At 41.0% G+C, this 26,412-nt stretch carries 19 protein-coding genes; 7 read left to right on the top strand and 12 right to left on the bottom strand.

Translation table 11 applies throughout. The features are described 5' to 3' along the window. Positions 1 to 84 precede the first annotated feature (84 nt). Positions 85 to 1,758 carry a DNA repair protein RecN gene (recN, locus tag B2R65_RS19495; protein ID WP_024033375.1) on the top strand — a complete coding sequence of 558 codons (1,674 nt, stop codon included), beginning with the start codon at positions 85 to 87 and terminating at the stop codon, positions 1,756 to 1,758. Between the two features lie 361 nt (positions 1,759 to 2,119). On the opposite strand, the gene B2R65_RS19490 is transcribed toward recN, so the two are convergent. The 3 genes from B2R65_RS19490 to gltB all read right to left on the bottom strand — a co-directional run bounded on the left by B2R65_RS19490 (position 2,120) and on the right by gltB (position 9,240). After that, a complete protein-coding gene (locus B2R65_RS19490; RefSeq protein WP_286745480.1) occupies positions 2,120 to 3,139 on the bottom strand; it encodes a GGDEF domain-containing protein in 1,020 nt (339 codons plus the stop codon). Between the two features lie 218 nt (positions 3,140 to 3,357). Then, the gene (locus B2R65_RS19485) at positions 3,358 to 4,773 is read right to left on the bottom strand and encodes an FAD-dependent oxidoreductase (RefSeq protein ID WP_004588108.1); all 1,416 of its coding nucleotides are present in this window, start codon (positions 4,771 to 4,773) and stop codon (positions 3,358 to 3,360) included. Between the two features lie 9 nt (positions 4,774 to 4,782). Further along, a complete protein-coding gene (gltB, locus tag B2R65_RS19480; protein ID WP_024033372.1) occupies positions 4,783 to 9,240 on the bottom strand; it encodes a glutamate synthase large subunit in 4,458 nt (1,485 codons plus the stop codon). A 436-nt stretch (positions 9,241 to 9,676) separates the two neighbouring features. On the opposite strand from gltB, the gene B2R65_RS19475 reads away from it, so the two are divergent. Next, on the top strand, positions 9,677 to 9,829 hold the full coding sequence (locus tag B2R65_RS19475; RefSeq protein WP_157686048.1) for a hypothetical protein: 153 nt from the start codon (positions 9,677 to 9,679) through the stop codon (positions 9,827 to 9,829). 260 nt (positions 9,830 to 10,089) lie between these two features. Here the strand turns inward: B2R65_RS19475 and B2R65_RS19470 are convergent, their stop codons facing one another. Then, on the bottom strand, positions 10,090 to 10,428 hold the full coding sequence (locus B2R65_RS19470) for a Grx4 family monothiol glutaredoxin (RefSeq protein WP_004588110.1): 339 nt from the start codon (positions 10,426 to 10,428) through the stop codon (positions 10,090 to 10,092). A 267-nt stretch (positions 10,429 to 10,695) separates the two neighbouring features. On the opposite strand from B2R65_RS19470, the gene B2R65_RS19465 reads away from it, so the two are divergent. From B2R65_RS19465 to B2R65_RS19450, 4 genes are all read left to right on the top strand, one after another. After that, a complete protein-coding gene (locus tag B2R65_RS19465) occupies positions 10,696 to 11,277 on the top strand; it encodes a Fe-Mn family superoxide dismutase (RefSeq protein ID WP_004588111.1) in 582 nt (193 codons plus the stop codon). A gap of 209 nt (positions 11,278 to 11,486) precedes the next feature. Then, positions 11,487 to 13,409: a PrkA family serine protein kinase gene (locus B2R65_RS19460; RefSeq protein WP_286745473.1), complete on the top strand. Its 1,923-nt coding sequence runs from the start codon at positions 11,487 to 11,489 to the stop codon at positions 13,407 to 13,409. Between the two features lie 26 nt (positions 13,410 to 13,435). Further along, positions 13,436 to 14,719, top strand: coding sequence for a YeaH/YhbH family protein (locus B2R65_RS19455; protein ID WP_286745471.1), 1,284 nt, complete (start codon positions 13,436 to 13,438; stop codon positions 14,717 to 14,719). A gap of 17 nt (positions 14,720 to 14,736) precedes the next feature. Next, entirely contained in the window at positions 14,737 to 16,251 is a 1,515-nt protein-coding gene (locus B2R65_RS19450; protein ID WP_004588114.1) for a SpoVR family protein, read from the top strand. Between the two features lie 152 nt (positions 16,252 to 16,403). Here the strand turns inward: B2R65_RS19450 and B2R65_RS19445 are convergent, their stop codons facing one another. Beyond that, positions 16,404 to 17,375 carry a sensor domain-containing diguanylate cyclase gene (locus tag B2R65_RS19445; protein WP_029774351.1) on the bottom strand — a complete coding sequence of 324 codons (972 nt, stop codon included), beginning with the start codon at positions 17,373 to 17,375 and terminating at the stop codon, positions 16,404 to 16,406. Between the two features lie 3 nt (positions 17,376 to 17,378). Next, positions 17,379 to 18,383: a response regulator gene (locus B2R65_RS19440; protein ID WP_004588116.1), complete on the bottom strand. Its 1,005-nt coding sequence runs from the start codon at positions 18,381 to 18,383 to the stop codon at positions 17,379 to 17,381. A 216-nt stretch (positions 18,384 to 18,599) separates the two neighbouring features. Between B2R65_RS19440 and tpx the strand changes: the two genes are divergently transcribed. Further along, positions 18,600 to 19,187 carry a thiol peroxidase gene (gene tpx, locus B2R65_RS19435; RefSeq protein ID WP_004588117.1) on the top strand — a complete coding sequence of 196 codons (588 nt, stop codon included), beginning with the start codon at positions 18,600 to 18,602 and terminating at the stop codon, positions 19,185 to 19,187. Between the two features lie 113 nt (positions 19,188 to 19,300). Here the strand turns inward: tpx and adk are convergent, their stop codons facing one another. The 6 genes from adk to B2R65_RS19405 all read right to left on the bottom strand — a co-directional run. Next, a complete protein-coding gene (gene adk / locus B2R65_RS19430; protein WP_004588118.1) occupies positions 19,301 to 19,945 on the bottom strand; it encodes an adenylate kinase in 645 nt (214 codons plus the stop codon). Positions 19,946 to 20,127: 182 nt separating this feature from the next. Continuing rightward, positions 20,128 to 22,041, bottom strand: a complete 1,914-nt coding sequence (htpG, locus tag B2R65_RS19425) for a molecular chaperone HtpG (protein WP_004588119.1) — start codon at positions 22,039 to 22,041, stop codon at positions 20,128 to 20,130. Positions 22,042 to 22,186: 145 nt separating this feature from the next. After that, the gene (locus tag B2R65_RS19420) at positions 22,187 to 24,091 is read right to left on the bottom strand and encodes an MFS transporter (RefSeq protein WP_286745462.1); all 1,905 of its coding nucleotides are present in this window, start codon (positions 24,089 to 24,091) and stop codon (positions 22,187 to 22,189) included. A 266-nt stretch (positions 24,092 to 24,357) separates the two neighbouring features. After that, a complete protein-coding gene (gene recR / locus B2R65_RS19415) occupies positions 24,358 to 24,966 on the bottom strand; it encodes a recombination mediator RecR (RefSeq protein WP_004588121.1) in 609 nt (202 codons plus the stop codon). A gap of 6 nt (positions 24,967 to 24,972) precedes the next feature. Beyond that, entirely contained in the window at positions 24,973 to 25,299 is a 327-nt protein-coding gene (locus B2R65_RS19410) for a YbaB/EbfC family nucleoid-associated protein (protein WP_004588122.1), read from the bottom strand. Between the two features lie 59 nt (positions 25,300 to 25,358). Beyond that, positions 25,359 to 26,412: DNA polymerase III subunit gamma/tau C-terminal domain-containing protein (locus B2R65_RS19405; protein ID WP_286745458.1), on the bottom strand; the 1,054-nt coding region annotated here is incomplete at its 5' end.

Below are 26,412 nucleotides of genomic sequence, written 5' to 3'. Positions count from 1 at the left end.
GTTGCTTAAAAAGTAAAAAATTAATTTGCAAAAAACCTAAACACTGTATAAATTAACAGTTAATTCACTGGATGGATGAACAGTATGTTAATTGGTTTAGAAATTAAAAATTTTGCAATTGTAAGTAACTTAAGCACTGAGTGGCATAACGGCATGACGGCGATCACGGGTGAAACCGGCGCGGGTAAATCGATTGCCATTGATGCACTTTCACTGTGTTTAGGCGAGCGCGCTGAAGCGTCGGCGGTTCGCCCTGGCACAGATAAAGCAGAAGTGTGCGCACAATTTGATTTAACTGCCCTTCCTCTTGCTAAAGCATTTTTAGAACAACACATGCTAACGAGTAACGACAACGAATGCCTACTTAGACGCGTTGTATGTAAAAATGGCCGTAGCAAAAGCTATATTAATGGCAGCGCTGTTACAGCAGCTCAACTTAAAGAGCTGGGACAGTATTTAATTTCTATACACGGACAGCACGCTCATCAACACCTTTTAAAAGCTGAACACCAGCTGCAACTGCTTGACGCCTACGCAGGCCACAACCAGCTTGTAAAAGCGGTTAGCCAAAGCTTTAAATTATATGCAAACCTGCAAAAAGAATTTAAACAGCTTGAGCAACAGCAATTACAACAAGCCGCTCAAAAACAATTACTCGAATACCAAGTTGCCGAATTAGATGAGTTTGCCTTACAAGACGGCGAGTTTGAACAAATAGAAGCCGAACATTACAAGCTAAGTAACAGTCAAACCATTTTAGAAGCCTGCCAGCGCGAACTTCAACATTTATACGAAAGTGATGAGCAAAATGCCTGTTCAATGCTGCAACACAGCGCTCAGCAATTTGCCGAGCTTGCAAATTATGACGAAAGCTTAGCAAGTGTAGCTGCATTATTAGATGAAGCCGCAGTGCAAGTTGAAGAAGCAAGCAGAGAAGTAAGAAACTACGCAGAGCAGGCCGACTTAGACCCTGCTAGATTAACAGAAGTAGAAGCGCGCTTAAGTGGCGCGATGGACTTAGCCCGTAAGCATCATATAAAACCTCAAGAGCTGGTTGAGTTTCATCAAGGTTTAACACAAGAGCTAGAATCAATTAGTAACAATAGCTCACGTTTGGCGCAATTAGACGATGAAATAACTAATGCGCTAAGTGCATACCAGCACGCCAGTGATCAGCTAAGCGAAAGTCGCCATAAATATGCTAATACATTAAATCAATTAATTAGTGAAAGCATGGCTAATTTATCAATGGAAAATGGGGTCTTTGAAATTCAGCTTACCCAAGAAGCTGAGCGCCAACCCAATGCATTAGGTTTTGATAGCGTCTCGTTTTTGGTCTCTACTAATCCTGGGCAGCCATTACAACCTTTAGCTAAAGTGGCCTCGGGTGGTGAGCTGTCGCGTATTAGCCTTGCCATACAGGTGATCATTGCCCAAAAAGTGACTACGCCAACGCTTATTTTTGACGAAGTGGATGTAGGTATATCAGGTCCTACCGCCTCCTCTGTAGGGAAGTTACTACGCCAACTAGGAAAATCAACACAGGTTATTTGTGTAACCCATTTACCCCAGGTTGCAAGTAGTGCGCATCAGCAGTTTTTTGTAGCAAAAGAAATAGCACAAGGCGAGACCTTTACTCAAATGCTCAGCCTAAATAAAGACGGCCGTATTAATGAAATTGCACGCTTACTTGGTGGCGATAATATAAGTAAAACCGCTAAAGCAAATGCTAAAGAGCTTATTATGGCGCACGCTTAAGTTATACTTTTGCTACAACAGTGGAGAGACGTTTTAAATGCAAAGCATGCTGATAAATTTTTGCCATGTTACTGGGTGGCTACTTGTTGTTTTGAGCTTTTTACTTATCGGGTTTAGTAAGTTTAAACACGCAGAATTTAAGCTAAAACTTTTTAGCTTTTTAAAACTTATATTGGTTTATCAAGTAACGGTGAGTGTTTGGCAGTGGTTTATTATTGGCAACATAGTGGCTAATAATCAATGGTTACTTTTATTAGCACAGATACTGTGCAGTGCAATGTGCTATTTAAGTTTACAGCGGCGAAAAAGTAAAAGCCGCCCCAACCTTGATAGTTTTTCTATGGATTAACTAACACAAGCGTTAAGAGCAAGTTCTATTTTTACCTTGCTCTTTTGCTTTGTATAATCGCTCGTCGGCAAGCTTTATGTCTTGGGCTATGGTTGTATCTAACTGGCTTTGCACAAGCCCCATACTTATAGTTAATACCACCGATTTTCCATTCATGCGCACTGGATTTTTTTGTAATTCGGCATGAATTTTTTCTGCAATACTTTGCCCCTGATCTTTGTCGCTGTTTGGTAGTGCAATTAAAAACTCTTCACCGCCCCACCGAGAAGCAATACCTTGCTTTGGCATGCTCTTTTTTAAAATATTGGCAAGTTGGGTTAACGCTTCATCACCAAAGTCGTGGCCGTAGTTATCATTAATGTTTTTGAAATTATCAACATCAGCTAGCAAAATTACATACGGCTGCTTAGTTTTTTTATGAAGATGTTTAAGCTCAGTAAGTTCTTTCATCATAAAACGTCTGTTAGGTAAATCAGTTAAGTGATCTATTGTGGCAAGGCGCTCATTTTTTTGACTCAGCGCGACTATTTTTTCATTGTATTTTTCGCGTGAGCGCTCATAAAAACCACTTAATAAAGCAACAATAATAAAAGAAATGACCACCCTCAGCGGAAGTGCTTCAGGCTGATAATCATAAATATTAAAGTTATCTGTAATAATAAAGCCGGCGATCACGGCAAATAAAAAGACAACAATATCAAATGTTCCTTTTTTTAGGCCTCTAATAGAGTAAGTCACCGGTGATACAATAAATATCCAAATTGGCCCAGTACCTTCAGCTCCACCCGAGATCACTAAATACAGCATTAAACAGTAAAGGTTATATAAAATGGTGGTCGCTGATTTTTCGACTGCGCGGTAAAGGCTAAAAGCCCACGCATAAAAACCAGCTGAAACTAGCAGCATAATACCAAGCACTACATCAGCATTAGACAGTGCATTACACGCCATAGCGAAGGTAGCTATAAATCCGATGGTCGAAAAAAAGCGAACAATTAGCTTTCTTTCTCTGTTGTCTGAGTATGCATTCATATTATTATTTTTTATTTGCAAGCGAGATTTAAAAGCTCATTTTCCGAGGATTTAAAAAAGAATTTAGCAGCAAGTTTGTACTGAAATAGTACTTTAAGCAAGATTTACACGTTAATTATTGGTTAATGACAATTTTTTAATACTTTTTTATTTGAAAAAAGCAAAAAAAAGCAAGCCAGTTGGCTTGCCTTTATTATATTTAAAACTTAACGAGATACTTAAACCTCTAAATAATCCATAATACCTTCAGCAGCGTTACGTCCTTCAAAAATAGCCGTTACCACTAAATCAGAGCCTCGCACTATATCGCCACCTGCAAATATTTTCGGATTAGTTGTTTGATGAGTAAATTCACCTTGCTCTGGTGCGTTAATGCCGCCCCAGTGGTTAATTTCTACATCATACTTTTCTAACCAGTCCATTTTGTGTGGTTTAAAGCCAAACGCCATAATAACCTGGTCTGCCTCAAGTACGTGCTCAGAGCCTGGTACAACTTCTGCTCGGCTACGGCCGTTTTCATCAGGCTCACCCAGTTGTGTTTTAACCATTTTAACGCCTGCAACATGGCCATTATCATCAAGTACAATACCCGTAGGCTGTACATTAAAGGTAAAGTTTACACCTTCTTCTTTAGCGTTTTTAACTTCACGCTTAGAGCCTGGCATATTTTCTTCATCACGACGATAAGCACAAGTTACTTTAGCTGCATTTTGGCGAATAGACGTTCGCACACAGTCCATCGCGGTATCACCACCGCCAAGTACCACAACCTTTTGATTGGCCATATCAATGCACGCTTGGTTTTTTTCATCGTAACCCATAACGCGATTTGTGTTACCAATTAAAAATGGCAGTGCGTCGTGTACGCCTGGCGCGTCTTCGTTTTCAAGACCAGCACGCATACTCTGATACGTACCTACACCTAAAAATACCGCGTCGTAGTCAGCTAAAATTTCGTCCATAGTGATATCTACACCCACTTCAACGTTTAGCTTAAATTCCACACCCATTTCGGTGAAAATTTCACGGCGCTTTTGCATTACTTCTTTTTCAAGTTTAAAAGAAGGGATACCAAAAGTAAGTAATCCACCAATTTCTGGGTGACGGTCAAAAACCACTGGCTTTACACCGTTACGTACTAAAATATCTGCACACCCTAAACCAGCCGGACCCGCACCAATAATAGCCACTTTTTTATCCGTCCATGTCACGTATGACATGTCTGGTTTCCAGCCCATTTTAAATGCGGTATCGGTAATGTATTTTTCAATATTACCTATCGTTACTGCGCCAAACTCTTCATCAAGCGTACATGAACCTTCACACAGTCTGTCTTGTGGACATACGCGTCCACACACTTCAGGTAAACTGTTTGTACGATGAGAAAGCTCAGCCGCTTCTAAAATACGGCCAGTTCTAATTAATTTTAACCACTGCGGAATGTAGTTATGCACTGGGCATTTCCATTCACAGTAAGGGTTACCACAATCTAAACAACGGTCAGCTTGTGAATTTACCTGATTCTCAGAAAAGGGTTCGTAAATTTCCACGAAAGATTTTTTACGCGACGAGATTGGTTTTTTGCGCGGATCAACACGCTGCACGTCTATAAATTGATATACATTTTCGCTCATACTGCCCCCTTATTGCGCTTGAACACGAAGTTCTGCGCTACTGCGAGCGCGGTGCCCGAGTAAACTTTTTACATCACTTGATTTTGGTTTAACTAGTTTGAACATAGGTAAGTACAGTTCAAAATTAGCTAAAATGGTTTCTGCTCGACATGAACCCGTTAGCTCTAAATGCTCGGCAATTAGGCCACGCAGATGCTCTTGGTGCGAACTTAAATCATCAAGTGTTACTACTTCTACAAGCTCTGGATTAATGCGTTTTTCAAAGTCACTTCGCTCATCTAAAATATATGCAAAACCACCGGTCATACCCGCACCAAAGTTAACGCCTACATTACCTAGCACGCATACAACGCCACCAGTCATGTATTCACAGCCGTTATCACCTACGCCTTCAACAACGGCTTGCACGCCAGAGTTACGCACTGCAAAACGCTCACCAGCACAGCCTGCGGCAAATAACTTACCACCCGTAGCACCGTACAAACATGTGTTACCAGCAATAGTCGCTTTATGACTTTCAAAGGATGATCCCAGTGGTGGGCGTATAACAAGCTTACCGCCTGCCATGCCTTTACCCACGTAGTCGTTTGCATCGCCAATAAGGGTCATCTCTAGGCCACCGGCATTCCAAACACCAAATGATTGCCCTGCTGTACCATGTAGCTCAATAGATACTGGATCTGCAGCCATACCTTGATTGCCGTGCTTAGAAGCTATGTAACCCGACAGCATTGCGCCCACTGAACGGTCTGTATTACATATGCGGCTCACGAGCGAAATACCCGATGAGGTATCAATCGCTTGTTGCGCTTTACCTAGTAACGTTTCGTTAAGTTCACCTAAATAATGCGAGCTATTTGGTGCGCTGCAAAATAAGGTTTCGCCCGTTGGGTTATTTGGCTGAGCAATTACAGACGATAAATCTATTTTCTTTTGCTTCGCTGTTTTACCTTCAATCGCTTCTAATAAGTCTAAACGGCCAATTAAGTCAGTTAGATTAGCAACACCTAAGCTTGCCATAATTTCACGTGCTTCTTGAGCTATAAACTTAAAGTAGTTCATCGCCATTTCTGGTAAGCCGTGGTAATGCTTTTGACGAAGTGTTTCATCTTGCGTTGCAACACCGGTCGCACAGTTATTTAAATGACAAATACGTAAGTATTTACAACCTAGCGCCACCATTGGGCCTGTACCAAAGCCAAAGCTCTCTGCACCTAAAATAGCGGCTTTAATGATATCTAAACCCGTTTTTAAACCACCATCTGTTTGCAGGCGAATACGGTGACGAAGACCATTTTCAACAAGCGCTTGCTGGGTTTCTGCAAGGCCAAGCTCCCACGGGCTACCCGCGTATTTAACTGACGTTAATGGGCTTGCACCGGTACCACCATCGTAACCTGAGATAGTAATTAAGTCGGCGTACGCTTTAGCTACACCTGTGGCAATTGTGCCAACACCCGGCTCAGATACTAACTTCACCGATATCATCGCTTCTGGGTTTACTTGTTTTAAATCGAATATTAGCTGGGCTAAATCTTCAATTGAGTAAATATCGTGATGTGGTGGTGGTGAAATTAATGTTACACCGGGAACCGAATAACGAAGCTTTGCAATATATGGCGTTACTTTTTCGCCTGGTAATTGTCCGCCTTCGCCAGGTTTAGCACCCTGCGCCACTTTAATTTGAATTACATCCGCATTACGAAGGTAGTGCGGCGTTACACCAAAACGACCCGAGGCAACTTGTTTAATACGTGAGTTTTTCTCGGTGTTGTAGCGCAGCTTATCTTCGCCGCCTTCACCTGAATTTGAACACCCGCCTAAGCGGTTCATTGCAATGGCAAGCGCTTCATGCGCCTCAGGCGAAAGTGCACCAATACTCATAGCTGCAGAGTCAAAGCGCTGGTATAAAAATTCAGCCGGCTCAACATCATCAATGCTAATGCCTTTTTCAGGTAATTTAAGCGCTAACATATCGCGCAGCGTTGCAATAGGACGGTTATTAACTAAATCAGCATAGGCTGCGTAGTCTTTATAATCGCCTGAACGTACGGCCTTTTGTAGCGTTTGAATAACATCTGGGTTGTAAGCGTGGTATTCACCACCGTGAACGTATTTTAATAAACCACCATGGCTCAATAATTTACGTTTACTAAAAGCAAGTTTATGTAGCTTTTGCTGATCAATATCAAAATCGCTAAAACAGGCGCCTTTAATACGACTTGCCACACCTTTAAAACACATGTCTACCATAGCATCAGATAGACCAACCGCTTCAAAAAGCATTGAACAACGGTACGATGCAATTGTGCTTATGCCCATTTTAGACATAATTTTGTACAAGCCCTTATTAATGGCTTTTCGGTACGAAAGCGTCACTTCGCAGTACGATTTATCAATCACTTTACTGTCGCTCATCGCAACCAGTGACTCGTATGCAAGGTATGGGTAAATTGCGGTTGCACCAAAACCAAGTAATACGGCAAATTGGTGTGCATCGCGTACGCTACCCGTTTCAATAATAATATTAGACTCACAACGTAAGTTATTATCTACTAAACGTTTTTGTACAGCACCTACCGCCATAGCAGCAGGAATTGGTAATTGGGTTTCGCTAAAGTTACGGTCAGATAAAATAAGCATTACACAGCCGGCTGCTGCTTTTTCTTGTGCAGCGTCGCAAATACGTGCAACCGCTTTTTCTAAACCTTCCTCTGCTGTGTATGTAATATCAATTTTACAGTAGCTGTAATGCTCGTCATCGGCATTAAGTAGCTGCTGCATGTCAGCATACATTAAAATTGGCGTATCAAACTGTAGGCGCTTAGCGTGGCCTGTAGTTTCATTAAATACGTTTTGCTCACTACCAATACACGTTGCCAGTGACATTACGTGGTTTTCACGCAACGGGTCGATTGGCGGGTTAGTCACTTGTGCAAACTTTTGGCGGAAGTAATCGTACAATGAACGATGCCCTTCGCTAAGTACTGCAAATGGCGTGTCATCACCCATAGAACCTGTTGCTTCTTGGCCATTTTCACCCATTACACGAATAACACTATCGAGCTCTTCGTTAGTGTAACCAAACATTTTTTGGTATTTAACAAGTGTTTCGTCATCAAATGAGCGATTACCCGCATCTTGCTCGGTAAGCTCTTCAAACGGGGTTAAACGTTTAACGTTTTCTTCAAGCCATGACTTATAAGGATGACGCGATTTTAAATCTTGGTCGATTTCGTCTGAGTGCCAAATTTTGCCTAATTTAGTATCAATTACTAACAGCTCACCTGGTCCTACACGGCCTTTTTCAACCACTTCATCTGCAGTGTAATCCCAAATCCCTACCTCAGAGGCAAGTGTAATAAAGCCATCTTGGGTAATAACATAGCGCGCTGGACGCAGGCCATTTCTGTCAAGGTTACAGGCTGCAAAACGCCCATCAGACATAACAATACCCGCAGGGCCATCCCACGGCTCCATGTGCATAGAGTTAAAGTCGTAAAATGCGCGTAAGTCATCATCCATAGCACGGTTTTTCTGCCATGCAGGTGGCACAAGCATACGCATAGCACGGAATAAATCCATGCCACCCGCTAAAAACAGCTCCAGCATGTTATCTAAGCTTGAAGAGTCAGAGCCGGTTTCGTTTACAAATGGCGCTGCACTTTGTAAATCAGGAATAAGTGGCGATGAAAACTTATACGAACGTGCACGAGCCCATTGGCGGTTACCTTCAATGGTATTAATTTCACCATTATGCGCTAAATACCTAAATGGTTGTGCTAAAGGCCAACGCGGCTGAGTATTAGTAGAAAAACGCTGATGGAATACACAAATAGCGCTGGTCATACGAATATCAGCTAAGTCTAAATAAAAGTTAGGCAAATCTGCAGGCATCATAAGGCCTTTATAGATAGTCACTAACCCCGATAAACTCGCAATATAAAACGACTCATCCTCTGCTAAACGCTTTTCTGCACGGCGACGTGCTACATATAAACGTCGCTCTAAATCTTTAGAGCGCCATCCTTCAGGCGCACTAACAAAAATTTGCTCAAAACCAGGTAATTGCTGTGTAGCAATTGGCCCTAGCATTGAAGGATCAGTAGGCACTTCACGCCAACCGAGTATTTTAAGTGTTTCTTGTTCTAATTCTTCACATAAAACCTGTTTTGCAGCTTGTGCTAAAACGGGATCTGAATTTAAGAAAACCATGCCTACGGCGTAATTTTTACCTAAGTGCCAATTATGCTCACTCGCAATAGCACGGAAAAAACTGTCAGGTTTTTGTAATAATAAACCACAGCCGTCACCTGTTTTACCATCGGCAGAAATACCACCGCGGTGCTGCATGCGATCAAGTCCAGTAATAGCTGTACGAATAAGCCGATGACTAGCTTGACCATTTACTTGGGCTATTAAGCCAAAGCCACAATTATCTTTTTCTAATGTTGAGTCGTATAACATAGACCCCTCCCTTGCTGCACTGTTAACGTGAATGAACTGCTCGACGATTTGCTAACAGACGCACAAAACTAGCCTCTATAGTAAATAGAGTCAATATTATTTTGAATACATATTCACATTCTTGAATATTTCTCACTTCAAGGCAAGATTTCTTTTTCACCCATAAGTTTTAACATTTAGCGCTTATTTGCGCGTTATTTTTTCATGACACTGGTGTCAATTTTAACATTTTGTAAAAACAAAGGCGTTAAAGCAATACCCTTTACGTAAACGTAAAGCATCAAAGCAATGAATAAATATTCACTAATTTCCCACAGGTTCAGTTAACATTTAGATAGTTTAATGCGTTTTAAATAAATTAGAGGTTTAGGATCACGCTTTTTTAGCGTTCATTAGTATAGTTATTAATTGTGGTATCGTTTTTAGTGCAGATGTAGTGAATTTTTATTTAATGCCAATTCGCTTGATTGAGCGAACTATTGTAAAGCTGGAAAAACGTGTTGATAGCTGGGCAAAAAACTCGCTATTTAGTTGTTCTAAAAAAGAATTACTTAACGCAGATAGCGACACGTTTAGCCCCGCAAAATGATTACGTCTTATTGCGCATTGATATAAAACTCATATTTTAATTAAAATTCGCGCTTATATTAAGTAGCTTTGTTGCTTACTTATCCTGACTAGGTGCACCTAAACAAGGAGCAAGGGCTGAGTTTGCTAACTATTGAGCACAAATTAATAGTTATAATCACCCACTGATGGGCTGACCAAGAGATTAAGACGTAATAAAGTTATATATAGGCACAAAAAAGCCACGTAAAACGTGGCTTTAATAATCTAGCAAAGTAGCAATTACTCTGCGTCAGCTTCTTTATACTTAGCTGCAGTTTCAGTGATCAGTGGCTGTAATTCACCACGTTGAAACATTTCAATGATAATGTCACAACCACCTACTAATTCGCCCTCAACCCAAAGCTGTGGGAAAGTAGGCCAATTTGCGTATGCTGGTAACTCAGCGCGAATATCTGGATTAAGTAAAATATCAACATAGGCAAATGGTTCGCCACATGACATTAGAGCTTGTGACGCTTGTGAAGAAAAACCACAATTTGGTAATTTAGGCGACCCTTTCATGTAAAGGATAATTGGGTTTTCTGAAATCTGCTGTTTAATTTTATCAATGGTTTCCATCTACAACCTCAAAATGACGATAGCTTGATATACCTAGGGCTTGAAAATAAATCATTGTGGCCACAGATATATAACTTAAAATGGGCAAATAAAGCCGCAATTGAAATAGTCTTTAGCAATAGCATTGCTGTTTGCTTAAACTTGAGTAAAATACTCAACAATTATAGTAACACTATATTTTCGTTTGGTATAGGTAAGTGCTCTGTTCTATCAGGCATTACGTACTATCAAGCGAGTTATCAACCAAAAGAAGATGGAGATAAAAAAATGGCATTTGAACTACCGTCACTACCATATGCAATTGATGCACTTGAGCCTCATATTTCACAAGAAACTCTTGAGTATCACCACGGTAAGCACCACAACACTTACGTTGTTAAATTAAACGGTTTAATTCCAGGTACTGAATTTGAAAACAAATCTTTAGAAGAGATTGTTTGTTCATCTGAAGGTGGCGTATTTAACAACGCTGCACAAATTTGGAACCACACTTTCTACTGGAACTGTCTATCTCCAAATGGCGGCGGCGAGCCAACAGGTGCTATCGCTGACGCTATTAACGCTAAATGGGGCTCTTTTGACGCGTTTAAAGATGCATTAAACGACAAAGCGGTTAATAACTTTGGTTCTAGCTGGACATGGTTAGTTAAACTAGCTGACGGTTCATTAGATATCGTAAACACGTCTAACGCAGCAACGCCGCTTACAGACGAAGGTGTTACACCAATCCTAACTGTGGATTTATGGGAACACGCTTACTACATTGATTACCGTAACGTTCGTCCTGATTACCTTAAAGGTTTTTGGGCGCTTGTTAACTGGGAATTCGCGAACGCTAACTTCGCTTAATTAGCTATTATACGCTGATTTAAAAAGACGCCTCGGCGTCTTTTTTTATGCCTTTATAAAATTCAAACCGCCTTTATACGCGCGAAATTGCTAATTTAGCCACATGATCTTTTTTCACTTAAATTTTTAATTTTATTGCACAAAAATATCAATCTCTGACTAAACTTTAAAAAGTAAGCACCTTTTTAAAGCGGGTTTCGGAGGTTATTATGACTATTTTTGAGCACTACCAAGCACGATACGAAGCAGCACAAGAAGAAGAATACAGCATTAGCGAATTTCTAGAAATTTGTAAAAATGACAAATCAGCTTATGCCAGCGCCCCTGAGCGTTTACTTATGGCAATAGGCGAGCCGCAAATGGTTGATACTGCAACCGATGCACGTTTAAGCCGGTTATTTTCTAATAGAGTGGTTGCACGCTACCCTGCCTTTGCAGACTTTTACGGCATGGAAGATGCCATAGAACAAATTGTCTCCTACCTAAAGCATGCGGCTCAAGGTCTAGAAGAATGCAAACAAGTCCTTTATTTACTCGGCCCTGTTGGGGGAGGTAAATCTTCAATTGCAGAAAAACTAAAATATTTAATGCAACAAGTGCCTATCTATTCAATTAAAGGCTCTCCGGTAAACGATCACCCTCTCAGTTTGTTTGACCCAGTAGAAGATGCCAGCGTTCTCGAAAAAGAATACGGTATTAAACCACGTTATTTAAAAACGATTATGTCGCCATGGGCTGGTAAACGATTAAAAGAATTTAACGGCGATATTAGCCAATTTAGAGTCGTCAAACGCTACCCCTCTATTTTAAATCAAATAGGTATAGCCAAAACCGAACCCGGTGATGAAAATAATCAAGATATTTCTGCATTGGTGGGCAAAGTAGATATTCGCCAGCTTGAGCACTTTGCTCAAAACGACCCCGATGCCTACGCTTACTCAGGCTCTTTATGTATAGCAAACCAAGGTTTAATGGAGTTTGTAGAAATGTTTAAAGCCCCTATCAAGGTGCTGCATCCACTCCTTACCGCAACGCAAGAGGGTAACTACAACGGTACCGAAGGTATTAGCGCTCTGCCCTTTAACGGCATGATTTTAGCCCACTCAAATGAATCAGAATGGCAAACATTCAAAAATAATAAAAACAATGAAGCGTTTTTAGATCGTGTTTATATTGTAAAGGTCCCTTATTGCCTGCGCGTGACCGAAGAAATAAAAATTTACGACAAACTTATTCAACATAGTGAACTTGCCAGCGCACCGTGTGCACCAGGTACGCTTAAAGCGTTAGCGCAATTTACTACCTTATCTCGATTAAAGGAGCCTGAAAACTCTAGTATTTACTCAAAAATGCGGGTCTATGATGGTGAAACCCTAAAAGATACCGACCCTAAAGCAAAATCTTATCAGGAGTATCGTGATTACGCAGGGGTAGATGAAGGCATGACCGGCCTTTCAACTCGTTTTGCTTTTAAGATTTTGTCGCGCGTATTTAATTTTGATACTACCGAGGTTGCAGCTAATCCGGTGCATTTATTTTATGTTTTGGAGCAACAAATAGAGCGTGAACAATTTAGCGCCGAAGTGGAAGAGCGCTATTTAAGTTTTTTAAAAGGCTATTTAATTCCGCAATATGTTGAGTTTATTGGTAAAGAACTACAAACCGCGTATTTAGAGTCATACTCTGAATATGGCCAAAATATTTTTGACCGCTATGTGATTTATGCTGATTTTTGGATACAAGATCAAGAATACAGAGACCCAGATACAGGACAGTTATTTGACCGCGCCTCGTTAAATGCAGAACTTGAAAAAATAGAAAAACCCGCCGGCATTTCTAATCCCAAAGATTTTAGGAACGAAATAGTTAACTTTGTATTACGTGCACGCGCTCACAATAATGGTAAAAACCCGTTATGGACAAGCTACGAAAAACTACGCACTGTGATTGAGAAAAAAATGTTCTCAAATACCGAAGATCTACTCCCTGTTATTTCCTTTAATACAAAAACCTCCGCTGAGGATCAACAAAAACACGAGGACTTTGTTAACCGCATGGTTGAAAAAGGCTACACGCAAAAACAAGTGCGTTTACTTTCTGAGTGGTATTTACGGGTTAGAAAATCGCAGTAACCTTCATGTAGTTTAGGGGGAACAGTATGGCGCATTTTATAGATAGACGCTTAAATGGTAAAAACAAAAGCACGCTTAATCGTCAGCGCTTTATTAGGCGCTATAAAAAGCAAATAAAAGAAGCAGTGTCTGATGCGGTTAATAAACGCAGCGTTACCGACTCAAGTTCAGGGGAGAGTATATCTATCCCGCAACGAGATATTAGCGAGCCCATTTTTCACCAAGGTAAAGGGGGCGACAGAGAACAAATTCACCCTGGTAACGATCAATTTTCAACAGGTGACAAAATTGAGCGCCCTAAAGGCGGCCAAGGTGGTGGCGCAGGCGATGGCGATGCAAGTGATTCAGGCGAAGGCCAAGATGACTTTGTGTTTTCTATTTCTAAAGATGAATACCTTGATTTACTCTTTGAAGACCTAGAGCTGCCCAACTTACAAGAAAACCAGCTAGATAAGCTTGTACAAATGAAAACTCATCGGGCTGGTTTTTGTAGCGATGGTATGCCCAGTAATATTGATATAGTACGCTCATTACAGGGCTCACTCGCCAGAAGAGTCGCCATGAGTGCGGGTAAAAAAAGACGCCTAGCAGAGCTTGAAGGTCGACTTGCGATGGAGTGTGAGCAAACCGACAGCGACCAAGCCATTATTGCATTATTACAAGAGGAAATTGAGCAACTTAAACAGCAAATAAAAGCCGTACCATTTATTGATAATTACGACTTACGTTTTCGTAATTATGAAAAACGCCCCCACCCCACCAGCAAAGCCGTTATGTTTTGTATTATGGATGTATCAGGCTCGATGGATCAGGCCACAAAAGACATGGCAAAGCGTTTTTATATTTTGCTCTATCAATTTTTGACTCGAAGTTATAAAGACATTGAGGTGGTGTATATACGCCACCACACACAAGCTAAAGAGGTCGACGAACAAGAGTTTTTTTATTCTCAAGAAACTGGCGGCACTATTGTCTCCAGTGCCCTTAAATTAATGAACGAAATAATAAAAGAGCGCTATGATTCAGAGCAATGGAATATATACGCAGCGCAAGCATCTGATGGCGATAACTGGGCAGACGATACCCCACACTGCGGTGAAATATTACGCAACAAGTTACTTAATGCGGTACGCTACTTTGCCTATATAGAAATTACCACGCGTGCGCACCAAAGCTTGTGGCGCGAATACCAAAACATCACCCAAACCCATAGCAACTTTGCAATACAACATATTAAAAGTGTTGAAGACATTTACCCTATGTTTAGGGAGCTATTTAAAAAAAATCGTCAACAACAAGGGGCTGCTTAGCCTAAGCGAGGTTTACTATGAGCACTGAACGAATTAGCGATGGCCCAGATTGGACCTTTGAGCTGCTTGAGCAATACCAAACTGAAATAGCCCGTGTTGCAGCGCATTATCGCTTAGACACTTACCCTAACCAAATTGAGGTAATAACAGCTGAGCAAATGATGGATGCTTATTCAAGCGTTGGCATGCCTATAGGCTACAGCCATTGGTCATATGGTAAAAAATTTATACAAACCGAACAAAATTATAAGCGTGGGCAAATGGGGCTAGCTTACGAAATTGTGATTAATTCAAACCCCTGTATTGCTTATTTAATGGAAGAAAACACACTCCCTATGCAGGCACTGGTTATGGCGCATGCCTGTTATGGCCATAACTCATTTTTTAAAGGAAACTACTTATTTAAAACATGGACTGACGCAGACTCCATCATAGATTACTTAGTGTTTGCTAAAAATTACATTAGCCGCTGCGAAGAAAAATACGGTATTACACAAGTAGAAAGCTTAATTGATTCGTGCCACGCATTGATGAATTACGGCGTAGATAGATATAAACGCCCGCAGCAAATTTCCCTTTTTGAAGAACAAAAACGCCAAAAAGAGCGTGAAGACTACATGCAATCTCAAGTAAACGAGCTATGGCGCACTATCCCCGCTCAACAGCAAGAAGCTAAAAAGCAAGAGAGGCATTTTCCGCAAGAACCGCAAGAAAACATTTTATACTTTATTGAGAAAAACGCGCCTCTATTAGAGTCTTGGCAGCGAGAAATAATACGTATTGTGCGAAAGATATCGCAATATTTTTATCCGCAAAAACAAACCCAAGTGATGAACGAAGGCTGGGCCACCTTTTGGCACTACACCATTTTAAACCACTTATATGATGAAGGTAAATTAACCGACTCCTTTATGATGGAGTTTTTGCAAAGCCATACCAACGTGGTTTATCAGCCACCTTATAACAGCAATTACTATTCAGGTATAAACCCGTATGCATTGGGTTTTAATATGATGGTGGATATTCGCCGTATTTGCGAAAACCCAACAGATGAGGATAGACGCTGGTTTCCTGAATATGCAGGCACTAATTGGCTAGACACACTACATTTTGCGATGGAAAACTTTAAAGATGAAAGTTTCATAAGCCAATTTTTATCACCTAAGTTAATTCGTGATTTTAAGCTATTTACTATTGTCGATCACAGCCGTAATCCACATCTAGAGGTAGGCGCAATACATGATGATAGCGGTTATCAGGCTGTACGCGAAGCGCTTTCAGCGCAATATAATTTGAGTAATCACGAACCTAACATTCAAGTATATAATGTTGATGTTAGAGGCGATCGTTCTTTAACGTTGCGTTATGTTCCTCACAATAACATCCCCCTTGCTGACTCGCATAAAGAAGTGCTAAAACACCTTTACAGGTTATGGGGATTCAAGGTTCAATTAGAGCAAGAGACCAGTACAGGCGATGTGTCTACTCTTGGCCAATGCCCAGCAGATGATACTCGCCATACTACAGAGTAAATAAAATGCCTGATAAAAACGGCACTTTAATCAAGCCCTTGTTAAGTATTGACTGCCAAGGCTTGCGGCGCAATTAGGTGCATCCTTGGTTACTTTAATTTAGCAGTAATATTACCGCTGCCTTAATTTTAGCAGCGCATAAAAAAAGACGCTTATGCGTCATTTTTTATATCCTCAAAATCGGTTACTCTGTTACGGCCATGCTCTTTTGAGTGATACAGGGCTTTGTCAGCGGCTTCAATCCACCGCTCATGTTTTGCAAAGTCAGGGCTATTTCCTGCAAAACCAACACTCACAGTCATCTCTATTTTTGTGTTTTTATAAACAAAAGGGTTGGCTTCTATTAACGCTCTTATGCGCTCGGCAAATATTGCTGCGCCTTGCTTGTCGGTATCGAGTAAAGTAACAACAAACTCCTCCCCACCATAACGCCCTGCTATATCAGTTTCGCGAAGCGTCGTTCGTAGCAGTTCTGAAAGGTGGCGTAGCGCTTCATCGCCACAACTATGGCCATGCTCATCATTAATTTTTTTAAAATGATCGATATCAAACATCAATAATGTGCTGCTGCCACCGCTGCGCTTAACACGTAAAAACTCTTGGTGCAGTGTGCTTTCCCAATGCCCACGGTTAAACAGTTGCGTTAAGCTGTCGGTTTGGCTTACTTGCTCCAAACGCTTATTTAAATCTTCTAATTCTTTTTTATTGACCGCCACATCGGTAACATCATAAATAATGATACAAATATGACTGACCTCACCCAGAGTGTTGGTAAGTGGAATAAAGGTCGCATTTTGGTACATATAATCCGCTTTACCGGTAATGGGGCGGTAGTTTTTAAAACGAAAGATGTAAGGTTGCTGCTCCCAGATAGTAAAAGAGCGGTTTTTAAGTACAAATACAGACTCTGACTTGCTTCTAAACCATTTCTCATCAATCGAAGGAAATAAATCAAATAGGTCTTTGTCTTTTACAGCACTTGGTAATAGCCCAGAATGGTTTTCCATAAAGCCATTCCACACACACACTTTATAATTTCTATCCAGTACAACCAGGCCCACATCAACCGTGTTAAACATATCCATTAACCAATGGATCTCATTCATTTCTAAATCAGCGGCCATAACTTAGTCTTCTAATAGGTAAGCAACTTTGTATTTCAAAGTTTTAAGTGAATCTTCGGTAAATAACAGCATAAGATCGCAGTTAATATCGTGGTTTTCGATGCCGTAGCTTATTTCTATCGCTAAGGTTCTTTGCCAACGAGATTTATTTGATTTAACCAATTCAGATACATCGCGATGTTGGCCAAGTACAATGGGATGACCTTGGCTAAAAGACATATCTAGCTGTTTAGAAAGCCCCGTTAAAATTGAGCCTATTAAAATATTACTAATATCCATAAGTAGCTCAAGCTCAACTTTGTCGTTCAGCTCACCGTCGTAATTCATCAGTGACGCAATTTCTTTAAAGCTTGAGTCGTTTAATAAAAGTAATGCCTCGCCTGATACGCCACCGCCAATAAAGCCTTGGCACACCCCTGATGTGGCAGCATTATTGTCAATTGACTGCAGCGCCATATCCAGTTCATTAACTTCAAGCACATTCACATTCGGAATTGGCAGCTCTACAAACACATTCAAAAGCCGTGCAAGCAAATCGCCTGCTTGACCCATAGCGACATTTGTAAGCTCTTGGTATATATCGCGCACATCTGGGTCTACTTGTTCACCTAAAGAATGAGCAAGACGCTCGCGCATGGCTTTATCTTTAATGCCATGATGCTCGATAATATCGGCAAGTTTTTCAGGTGAGCAAGGTTTTTGGATAAAATCAATGGCGCCTAATTCAAGTACGCGTTGGTGCGCATTTGGCTGAATATCGCCAGATACAACCACGGTTAGGATATTAAGGCCTTGCTCTTTCATGGCCATAAGGACTTCGTAACCGTCCATTTCAGGCATGTTTAAATCAAGAAAAAGGATTTCGGGCTCGATTATTTTTAGTTTTTTGATGCAATCAACACCATCTTGAGCAAACTCTACTTTAATATCCCAGTCATCTGGTAAAGAGCGGGCTAGCTGGCGCCTCGCTAATTTTGAGTCGTCACATATTAATACGGATGTTGACATACTATCTCTCTATTATTTAACCCAATGTTGTCAATAGGCCTTATGACTTTATTAAAGATACATTTTGTAACTACATGTTAATAAAAGTTCATGCAGTTTACAATTTATATATCACAGAACTTATTATTACTTTTACAGTGATATTTAATCGCTTGGTCAGTGATATTGAGTATAATACACTCAAACCTATTGCGTTAATTTAAAAGGAAATAACCTATGGTACGCTCTCTTATTTTTGCACTAAGCACACTGGCTTTAAGCTCAGTTGGGCACGCATCACAGTACCCAGAAAACACGCTTGATGCAGGTAAGGTCTCTGCTCAGGGTAAGCCTGTCACTTTGTTAGGTAAAGGTGTAAGTGTAGGTGATAATGCGCCAAATTTTAAAGTGGTTGATGGTGGTTTTGCTCCTGTAAATCTTAATGATTATAAAGGGCAAGCTGTATTAATCAGTGTGGTGCCAAGTTTAGATACTGGCATTTGTAGCTTACAAACTAAACATTTTAATGAAAAAGTAGCGACGCAATTTCCTGCTATCGCAATACTGACCATCAGTGCCGATTTACCTTTTGCTCAAAAACGCTTTTGTAATGCTGAAAACATCGACAAAGTAACAGCCCTTTCTGACTCTGTATGGCGAGACTTTGGCCAAAAATATGGCTTAATTATAAAAGATATGGGGCTACTAACTCGCGCTGTGCTTATTTTAGATAAAAGCCATACAGTGATATACAAACAGCTAGTGTCTAATTTATCTACCGAGCCAAACTACGACCCAGTAATAGAAAAGCTAAAAACGTTATAGGTAACAGGGCGTGTTGACCTTTGGTGGTTTAATTTTAAATTATTAAAAGCTAATAAATACATAAAAACCGCCCGAGGGCGGTTTTTTAATACCTAAGCTGTGTTTAGATTATATTAACCTAAAAGCTCTGCTAGTTGCTGGCTTACTGTTTCAACAGCTTGCGTACCATCAATTTTATGGTACTGCGTGTTACCTGCTTGCGCTTCAGCTTGGTAGTAATCAACCAATGGCATAGTTTGCTCATGGTAAATAGCTAAACGTTTACGAACTGTTTCTTCCGTGTCATCTGCACGAATAATAAGCTCTTCGCCTGTTTCATCGTCTTTACCTTCCACTTTTGGTGGGTTGTAAACAACGTGATAAACACGGCCAGAGCCAGGATGTACGCGACGTCCACCCATACGCTCAACAATTACTTCATCAGCAACGTCAAACTCAATAACGTGATCAACCACAACGCCATTTTCTTTCATAGCATCTGCTTGTGGAATGGTACGTGGGAAGCCATCAAGTAAAAAGCCTTGTTCGCAGTCTGGTTTAGCAATACGCTCTTTCACTAAACCAATGATGATATCGTCAGAAATTAACTGACCTGCATCCATTACTTTTTTCGCTTCTAAGCCAAGTGGTGTACCTTCTTTAATGGCTGCACGAAGCATATCACCGGTAGAAATTTGTGGAATACCGTATTTGTCCATTAAAAACTGAGCTTGAGTACCTTTACCAGCACCTGGCGCGCCCAAAAGAATAATGCGCATATCATTGTCCCCTAGTATGGATATTTATTTTAAAGCCTGAATTCTTCCACAAGCGCTGCAGATACTCAAGCAACTTATACTAATTGCCTACTTTAGAGCGCATAAAAAAAGGAAGCATACGCTTCCTTTATAATTATGGTTATATTTTAGGCTCTTTTAGCAATTAAAAGAGCCTGTTAGCCTTACTTATTTAAATCAAGCATTAACTTGTTTAAACGTGTTACGAACCCGGTAGGATCTTTTAATGTACCGCGTTCAGCAAGTAAAGCTTGGTCTAGTAATACATGAGACCACTGTGCAAACTTATCTTCGTCTTGCTCATCGTTTAAGTGCTTAACTAACTGATGCTCAGGGTTAAGCTCAAACACTGGCTTAGCCTCTGGTACAGGTTGCCCTACTGACTCCATAAGCTTTTGCATTTGCGAGCTCATGTCGTTCTCATCGCTAACCACACAGGCAGGAGAGTCTGTTAAGCGATGCGTAAAGCGTACTTCTTTAACTTCTTCGCCTAGCGCTGTTTTAATGCGCTCAATTAAGCCTTCTACTTCTTTTTCAGACTCTTCTTGCGCTTTTTTTGTTTCTTCGTCGTCAAGCTTACCTAAATCAAGGTCGCCACGGGTAATTGACTGGAATGATTTTTCGTTAAACTCAGTTAAGTGGCTCATCATCCACTCATCAACACGGTCACTTAGTAATAATACTTCGATGCCTTTTTTGCGGAAGATTTCTAAGTGCGGCGAGTTTTTAGCCGCTGTAAACGAATCAGCAACTACGTAGTAAATTTTATCTTGCTCATCGTTCATACGCTCAATGTATTGCTCCAGCGATACATCTTGTGTTTCTGAGTCGGTATGCGTAGATGAGAAGCGTAACAATTTAGCAATGGCTTCTTTATTCGCTGTATCTTCTGCTGGGCCTTCTTTGATTACTTGGCCAAACTCGTTCCAAAATGTTTGGTAGTCTTCGGCTTTGTTTTTAGCCATACGCTCTAGCATTTTTAAGATACGAGACGTACACCCTTTACGAATCGCTTGCGTTACTTTGTTATCTTGTAAAATTTCGCGCGATACATTTAGCGGTAAATCGTTTGAATCAAGCAAGCCTTTTACAAAGCGCAAGTAACTTGGCATAAACTGCTCGGCGTCATCCATAATAAAGACACGTTGAACATACAGTTTTAAGCCACTTTGGCGCTCACGGTTCCATAAATCGAACGGCGCTTTTTTAGGGATATACAATAAGCTTGTGTACTCAGTTTTACCTTCTACTTTATTGTGTGCCCAGTTTAGCGGCTCTTCCCAATCATGGCTTACATGCTTGTAAAACTCTTTGTATTCTTCATCAGAAACCTCTGACTTATCACGTGTCCATAATGCGGTTGCACGGTTAATGCTTTCCCACTCACCTGGAACTGCTGGGATTTTTTCGCCGTCTTCGCCTTCAGACTCAGGCACTTCTGCTTTATACATTTGTACAGGCGTAGAAATATGATCTGAGTATTTAGTAACAATGCTACGTAAACGGTATTCATCCGCGTATTCTTTTTCTTCTTCACGCAGGTGTAAAATGATATCCGTACCACGGCCTTCTTTTTCAATTTCTTGTAACGTGTACTCACCTTCACCTTGTGATTGCCACTCGTACGCTTGTGTTTCACCCGCTTTACGCGTGCGCACTGTCACTTCATCAGCCACAATAAATGCCGAGTAAAAACCAACACCAAATTGACCAATTAATTGCGAGTCTTTACTTTGGTCACCGGTTAAGTTTTTGAAAAACTCAGCAGTACCCGACTTAGCAATAGTTCCTAAAGAGCTAATCACTTCTTCACGCGTCATACCAATACCATTGTCAGAAATGGTAATTGTGTTCGCTTCTTTATCTGCGCTAATACGTACACGTAAATCGGCATCACCTTGGTAAAGGTCGCCATCAGAAAGCGCTAAAAAGCGTAGCTTATCGGCGGCATCTGATGCATTTGATACAAGCTCACGTAAAAATATTTCTTTATTCGAATATAACGAATGAATCATTAAGTTTAATAGTTGTTTTACTTCTGTTTGAAAGCCTAATGTTTCTTTTTGTGCTGCAGTCATTTATGTATCTCCAATTAGCAAAGTGTCTGCGTTATGCACTTAATATGGGGTGAGGTGGAGTAACTTCAAGGGAAAAATTTAAAAAAGCAGCTTTTGTGCTGACATAAATAAAAAGCCACATTAAAATGTGGCTTTTAGAGTTAAATTACGGTGTGTTTTTAGCGTGCTGGGCTTTTAAAGCGCTGACTTGTTCGTGCAAATAATTAGCACTTACCTGCTCAGCTTCAATCGGCTCTCCCACACTCACCGATACTAAAGACCATTTAAGGCGTGGTAGTTGCCACTTGGCTTTACGGCTAAACATACTGCCCCACAAGCCACCTAAGTGAACGGGCACAACAGGCACAGGTGTGCGCGCTATAATGCGCTCAATGCCCCGCCTAAACATGTCCATTTCACCATTACTTGTTAGTTTTCCTTCAGGAAAAATACCAACTAACTTACCGCGTTCAAGCGCTGCGGCAACCTCATCAAATGCTTTTGCAAACGCCTTTGGGTTGGCTTTTTCGCTATCAATTGGAATAGCTTTTGCCATTTTAAATAGCCAATGCAGCGCTTTTGAGTAATAAATGGGGGCAAACACCATAAAGCGTATAGGCCTAGGCGAAGTGGCTAAAATAAACATCCAATCTACAAAGCTTACATGGTTAGCTACAATAACGGCTGCGCCTTCGCTTGGAATATTTTCATGCCCTTTTGTGCGCACACGATACATGCATATAGCTAAAATATAGATAACAAAGCGCAAGAAAAATTCCGGTACCTTAGTGTAAATATAAATAGAGATAAGCAAATTAAGCCCCGCCAAAAGCAATAGTAACGACGAAATATGCCACTCTAAAACAGAGAGCGTTACAATACTTAATATGGCACTGCCAACCATAAAGAGCGCATTAAGCACATTATTAGCAGCAATCACCCGTGAACGACTTGCCTCCTCGGTACGCTGTTGAATAAGCGCATACAGCGGCACAGTATAAAAACCGGATGCAATACCAATACCTGCCATCCAAACAAAATGCCATACCATGTCGCCTGTATTAAGCACTTGTTTAAGCGTTAATAAATTTTCAGAGGGCGCGATATATTCACTAATAGCCGGCTCTTGGCTTAATAAATACAAAAATAGCGTAATTAAAATAGCGCCAAAAGGTACAATGCCCAGCTCAATACGTGAGCGTGAGAGCTTTTCGCACAACAAAGACCCCACGGCAATGCTTAGCGAAAACACCACCAGCGCACTGGTTACCACGAGTTCATCGCCACCCATTACATGCTTAACGTAATTAGGTAATGCCGTTAAAATAACCGCGCCTATTAGCCAAAACCAGCTTATACCCAACACCGATTTACCAACCGATTCTGTTTGAGCATTAAGCGCTTTAAATACATTTTTAGTGGATGAAAAAATATTATAGGTAAAGTGCAAATTAGGATTATTGGCTTGGCTTATAGGAATAAAGCGGCTGCTGAAAAAGCCAAGTACTGCAAGTATCAGCACGGCAATACTAATAATTGTTGGACCTGTTGTTTGAGTAATGTAATAGGTGCCAAAAATAGTACCAATTAAAATAGCTACAAAAGTGGCAGACTCAACCAAGCCATTGGCTTTTGTTAATTCGTTAGGCGCCACATGTTGCGGTAATATTGAATACTTAAGCGGGCCAAAAAAAGTACTTTGTAAGCCCATAAAAAACACGGTGGTCAGCATTAACCACACATATTGCGTAAAAATAGAGGCTGCGCCAATAACCATAATCGGTATTTCGCAAAATTTAACAAGCCGGATCAGCTTTGATTTTTCTGTTTTTTCGGCTAGTTGCCCCGCCATTCCTGAAAATAAAAAAAACGGTAATATAAATAAGCCCGCTGCAAGGTTTGAATACAGCGCACCATCGCCAAGGGTTGCAGCTTGAAACACTAACAATATAAGCACGGATTGCTTATACACATTATCATTCATAGCCGACAAAAACTGCGTTACAAATAGCGGTAAAAAGCGCTTACTGCTGAGTAAACCGCCTTTATTGTCGTGTTTATTATTTTGCATAGTACTCCTTACTAATCAGATAAATTCCTGATGTTTTTATACCAACTTGAGCGATATTTTTAAGGCGCGTGAGCCGTGCAACTATCACGTTATCTAGTTGTTGTTAGTCAATAATTTATAACACAACGTCGCCAAGTTTAACTCATTTATTAATTTAATATGATTACCGGCAAACTCACACACGTTATACGGTAATTAAATAGCAAACACAAAAAAGCCCACATATTTTACTATGTAGGCTTTTAAAACGATTTCAGATAGTTGTGTTAGTCCTGCATAACCGCTCGGCGGCCACTAAATGCATGCATTAACGTTGTGCCATCTACTAAATCAAGCTCGCCACCAACAGGTATACCATGCGCTATACGCGAGGCCCCTACTTTATATTTATGGCAAAGCTGGGCAATATAATGTGCAGTGGTTTCGCCCTCAACCGTGGGGTTGGTAGCTAAAATCACTTCGTTAATACCGCCGTGCGAGAGCTTTTGTTCAAGTATATCAAGGCCTATTTCTTTAGGCCCAATACCGTCAATTGGCGATAAATGCCCCATAAGTACAAAATATAAACCAAGGTATTGGCCTGTTTGCTCTATTGCCAACACATCGGTAGGCGATTCAACAACACACAGCACACCACTGTCTTGGCGTTTTGTACTTAAGCAAATATCACACTGCGCTTGCTCAGTAAAAGTGCGGCACGACTGACAATGCCCAACCGCGCCCATGGCTTTGGTCAATGCGTTACCAAGTTGAGTACCGCCTTTACGATCGCGCTCTAATAAATGAAACGCAATGCGCTGAGCCGATTTAGGACCAATACCCGGTTGGCAACGTAGCGCTTCTATAAGCTGCGTTAAACTATCTGAAAGTTGCATATTTGCTTAAAACGGCATTTTCATACCTGGTGGTAATTGCATACCGCCAGTTACTTTGCCCATACGCTCTTGCGTTTCGTCAGCAACGCGGCGAACAGCATCGTTACATGCTGCAGCAAGTAAATCTTCAATCATGTCTTTGTCGTCTTCCATAAGGCTTTCATCAAGCTCAACACGACGCACGTTATGATTACCAAGCATGGTTACTTTTACAAGGCCTGCGCCGGCTTCGCCAACAACTTCCATTGTCGCGATTTCGTCTTGGGCTTTTTGCATGCGCTCTTGCATTTGCTGCGCTTGCTTCATCATGTTACCCATTCCACCTTTAAACATAATTTTCTCTCTTTCTTTTAAACTCTAGTTGTCATGAAGATAAGGGCGATTGTATTTAATTACAATGCCTGAATACTGTTTTCGTCTATTTCGGCGCTAAATAGCTGCTGAAATTGTACTATGTTTTCATCAGATGTGATCACATCTATTGCTTGCTGGTGTCGCCCTGCATCTATTTTTTGCTGAATTAAATAAGGCGAGTCAATCACCCCTTTTGCAAAGTTAATACTCAGCGATACGTTATGCCCGTAAATGCTTGATAACGCCGCATCGAGCTTTTGCCTAAGCATGGGCGTATCTAAGTGTTTTTGCGATTCATCCACGTCAATATGTAAACTGTCGCCTTGCTTGGTAAAAATCGAGTGTAATGCAAATTGGCGCATTCGCCCACCAAGCCCCATACGCTTAATTAAATAAGCCCATTCATCTTGCTGATGCGCAAATTTAATCTCGCTAATTGGGCTTTGAAAATCATCTGGGACCGGTATAGCGGGCTCTTGCTCTATTACCTCAGGCTTTTTTTGCGGATTAATTTGCTCCAGCAGCTCAGGCGCTAAGTTTTCAGTAATTGTTTGATGCTTTTCTTTAAAATCAACCTTACGCGCTGGCTGGCTTTGCGTTACTGGCTCAGCTGGCGTTTGGCTCCCTGTTACTGGGAGCGTTGGCTTTTTTTCGCTATCGCCTTGCGCATGGTCATGCCATGGCGGTGAATCGTTTTGTGACTCACTCGCTTGCAGGCTTGTATTATGTGGCTTTGCTTCGCTGTTAGGCGTAGCTTGGGCAGGCGTTTTTGGTGTTTGCGCTTGCTCAGGGGTATTTACACTCCCCCCTGAAAGCCTGCCTGCCCCCGATATATTTCTATCCCGTAAAATTCGCGCAATTGCTGATTGTGCTTGAGCTTCTTGTTCACGCACACTGCTATCTTTAGCATCGGCGCTTTCAGGCGCGGGTTGTGTGTGTTGCGCTACAGATGCAGGGTTATAACCTTGCTCTACCGCACTGCTCATAACATCATCAAATTGTGCAGCTAAGCTTTGCTCCATATTACTGTGTTGCAGATAAGCATCGTCTTCACTTTGGCGCTCAGCAGCATCGTCACTCTTAGCAATGTGC

The sequence above is a fragment of the Pseudoalteromonas sp. UBA2102 genome (assembly GCF_002331165.1).
Classification (GTDB): domain Bacteria; phylum Pseudomonadota; class Gammaproteobacteria; order Enterobacterales; family Alteromonadaceae; genus Pseudoalteromonas; species Pseudoalteromonas atlantica.
This window is presented reverse-complemented; position numbering and strand designations above follow the sequence as displayed.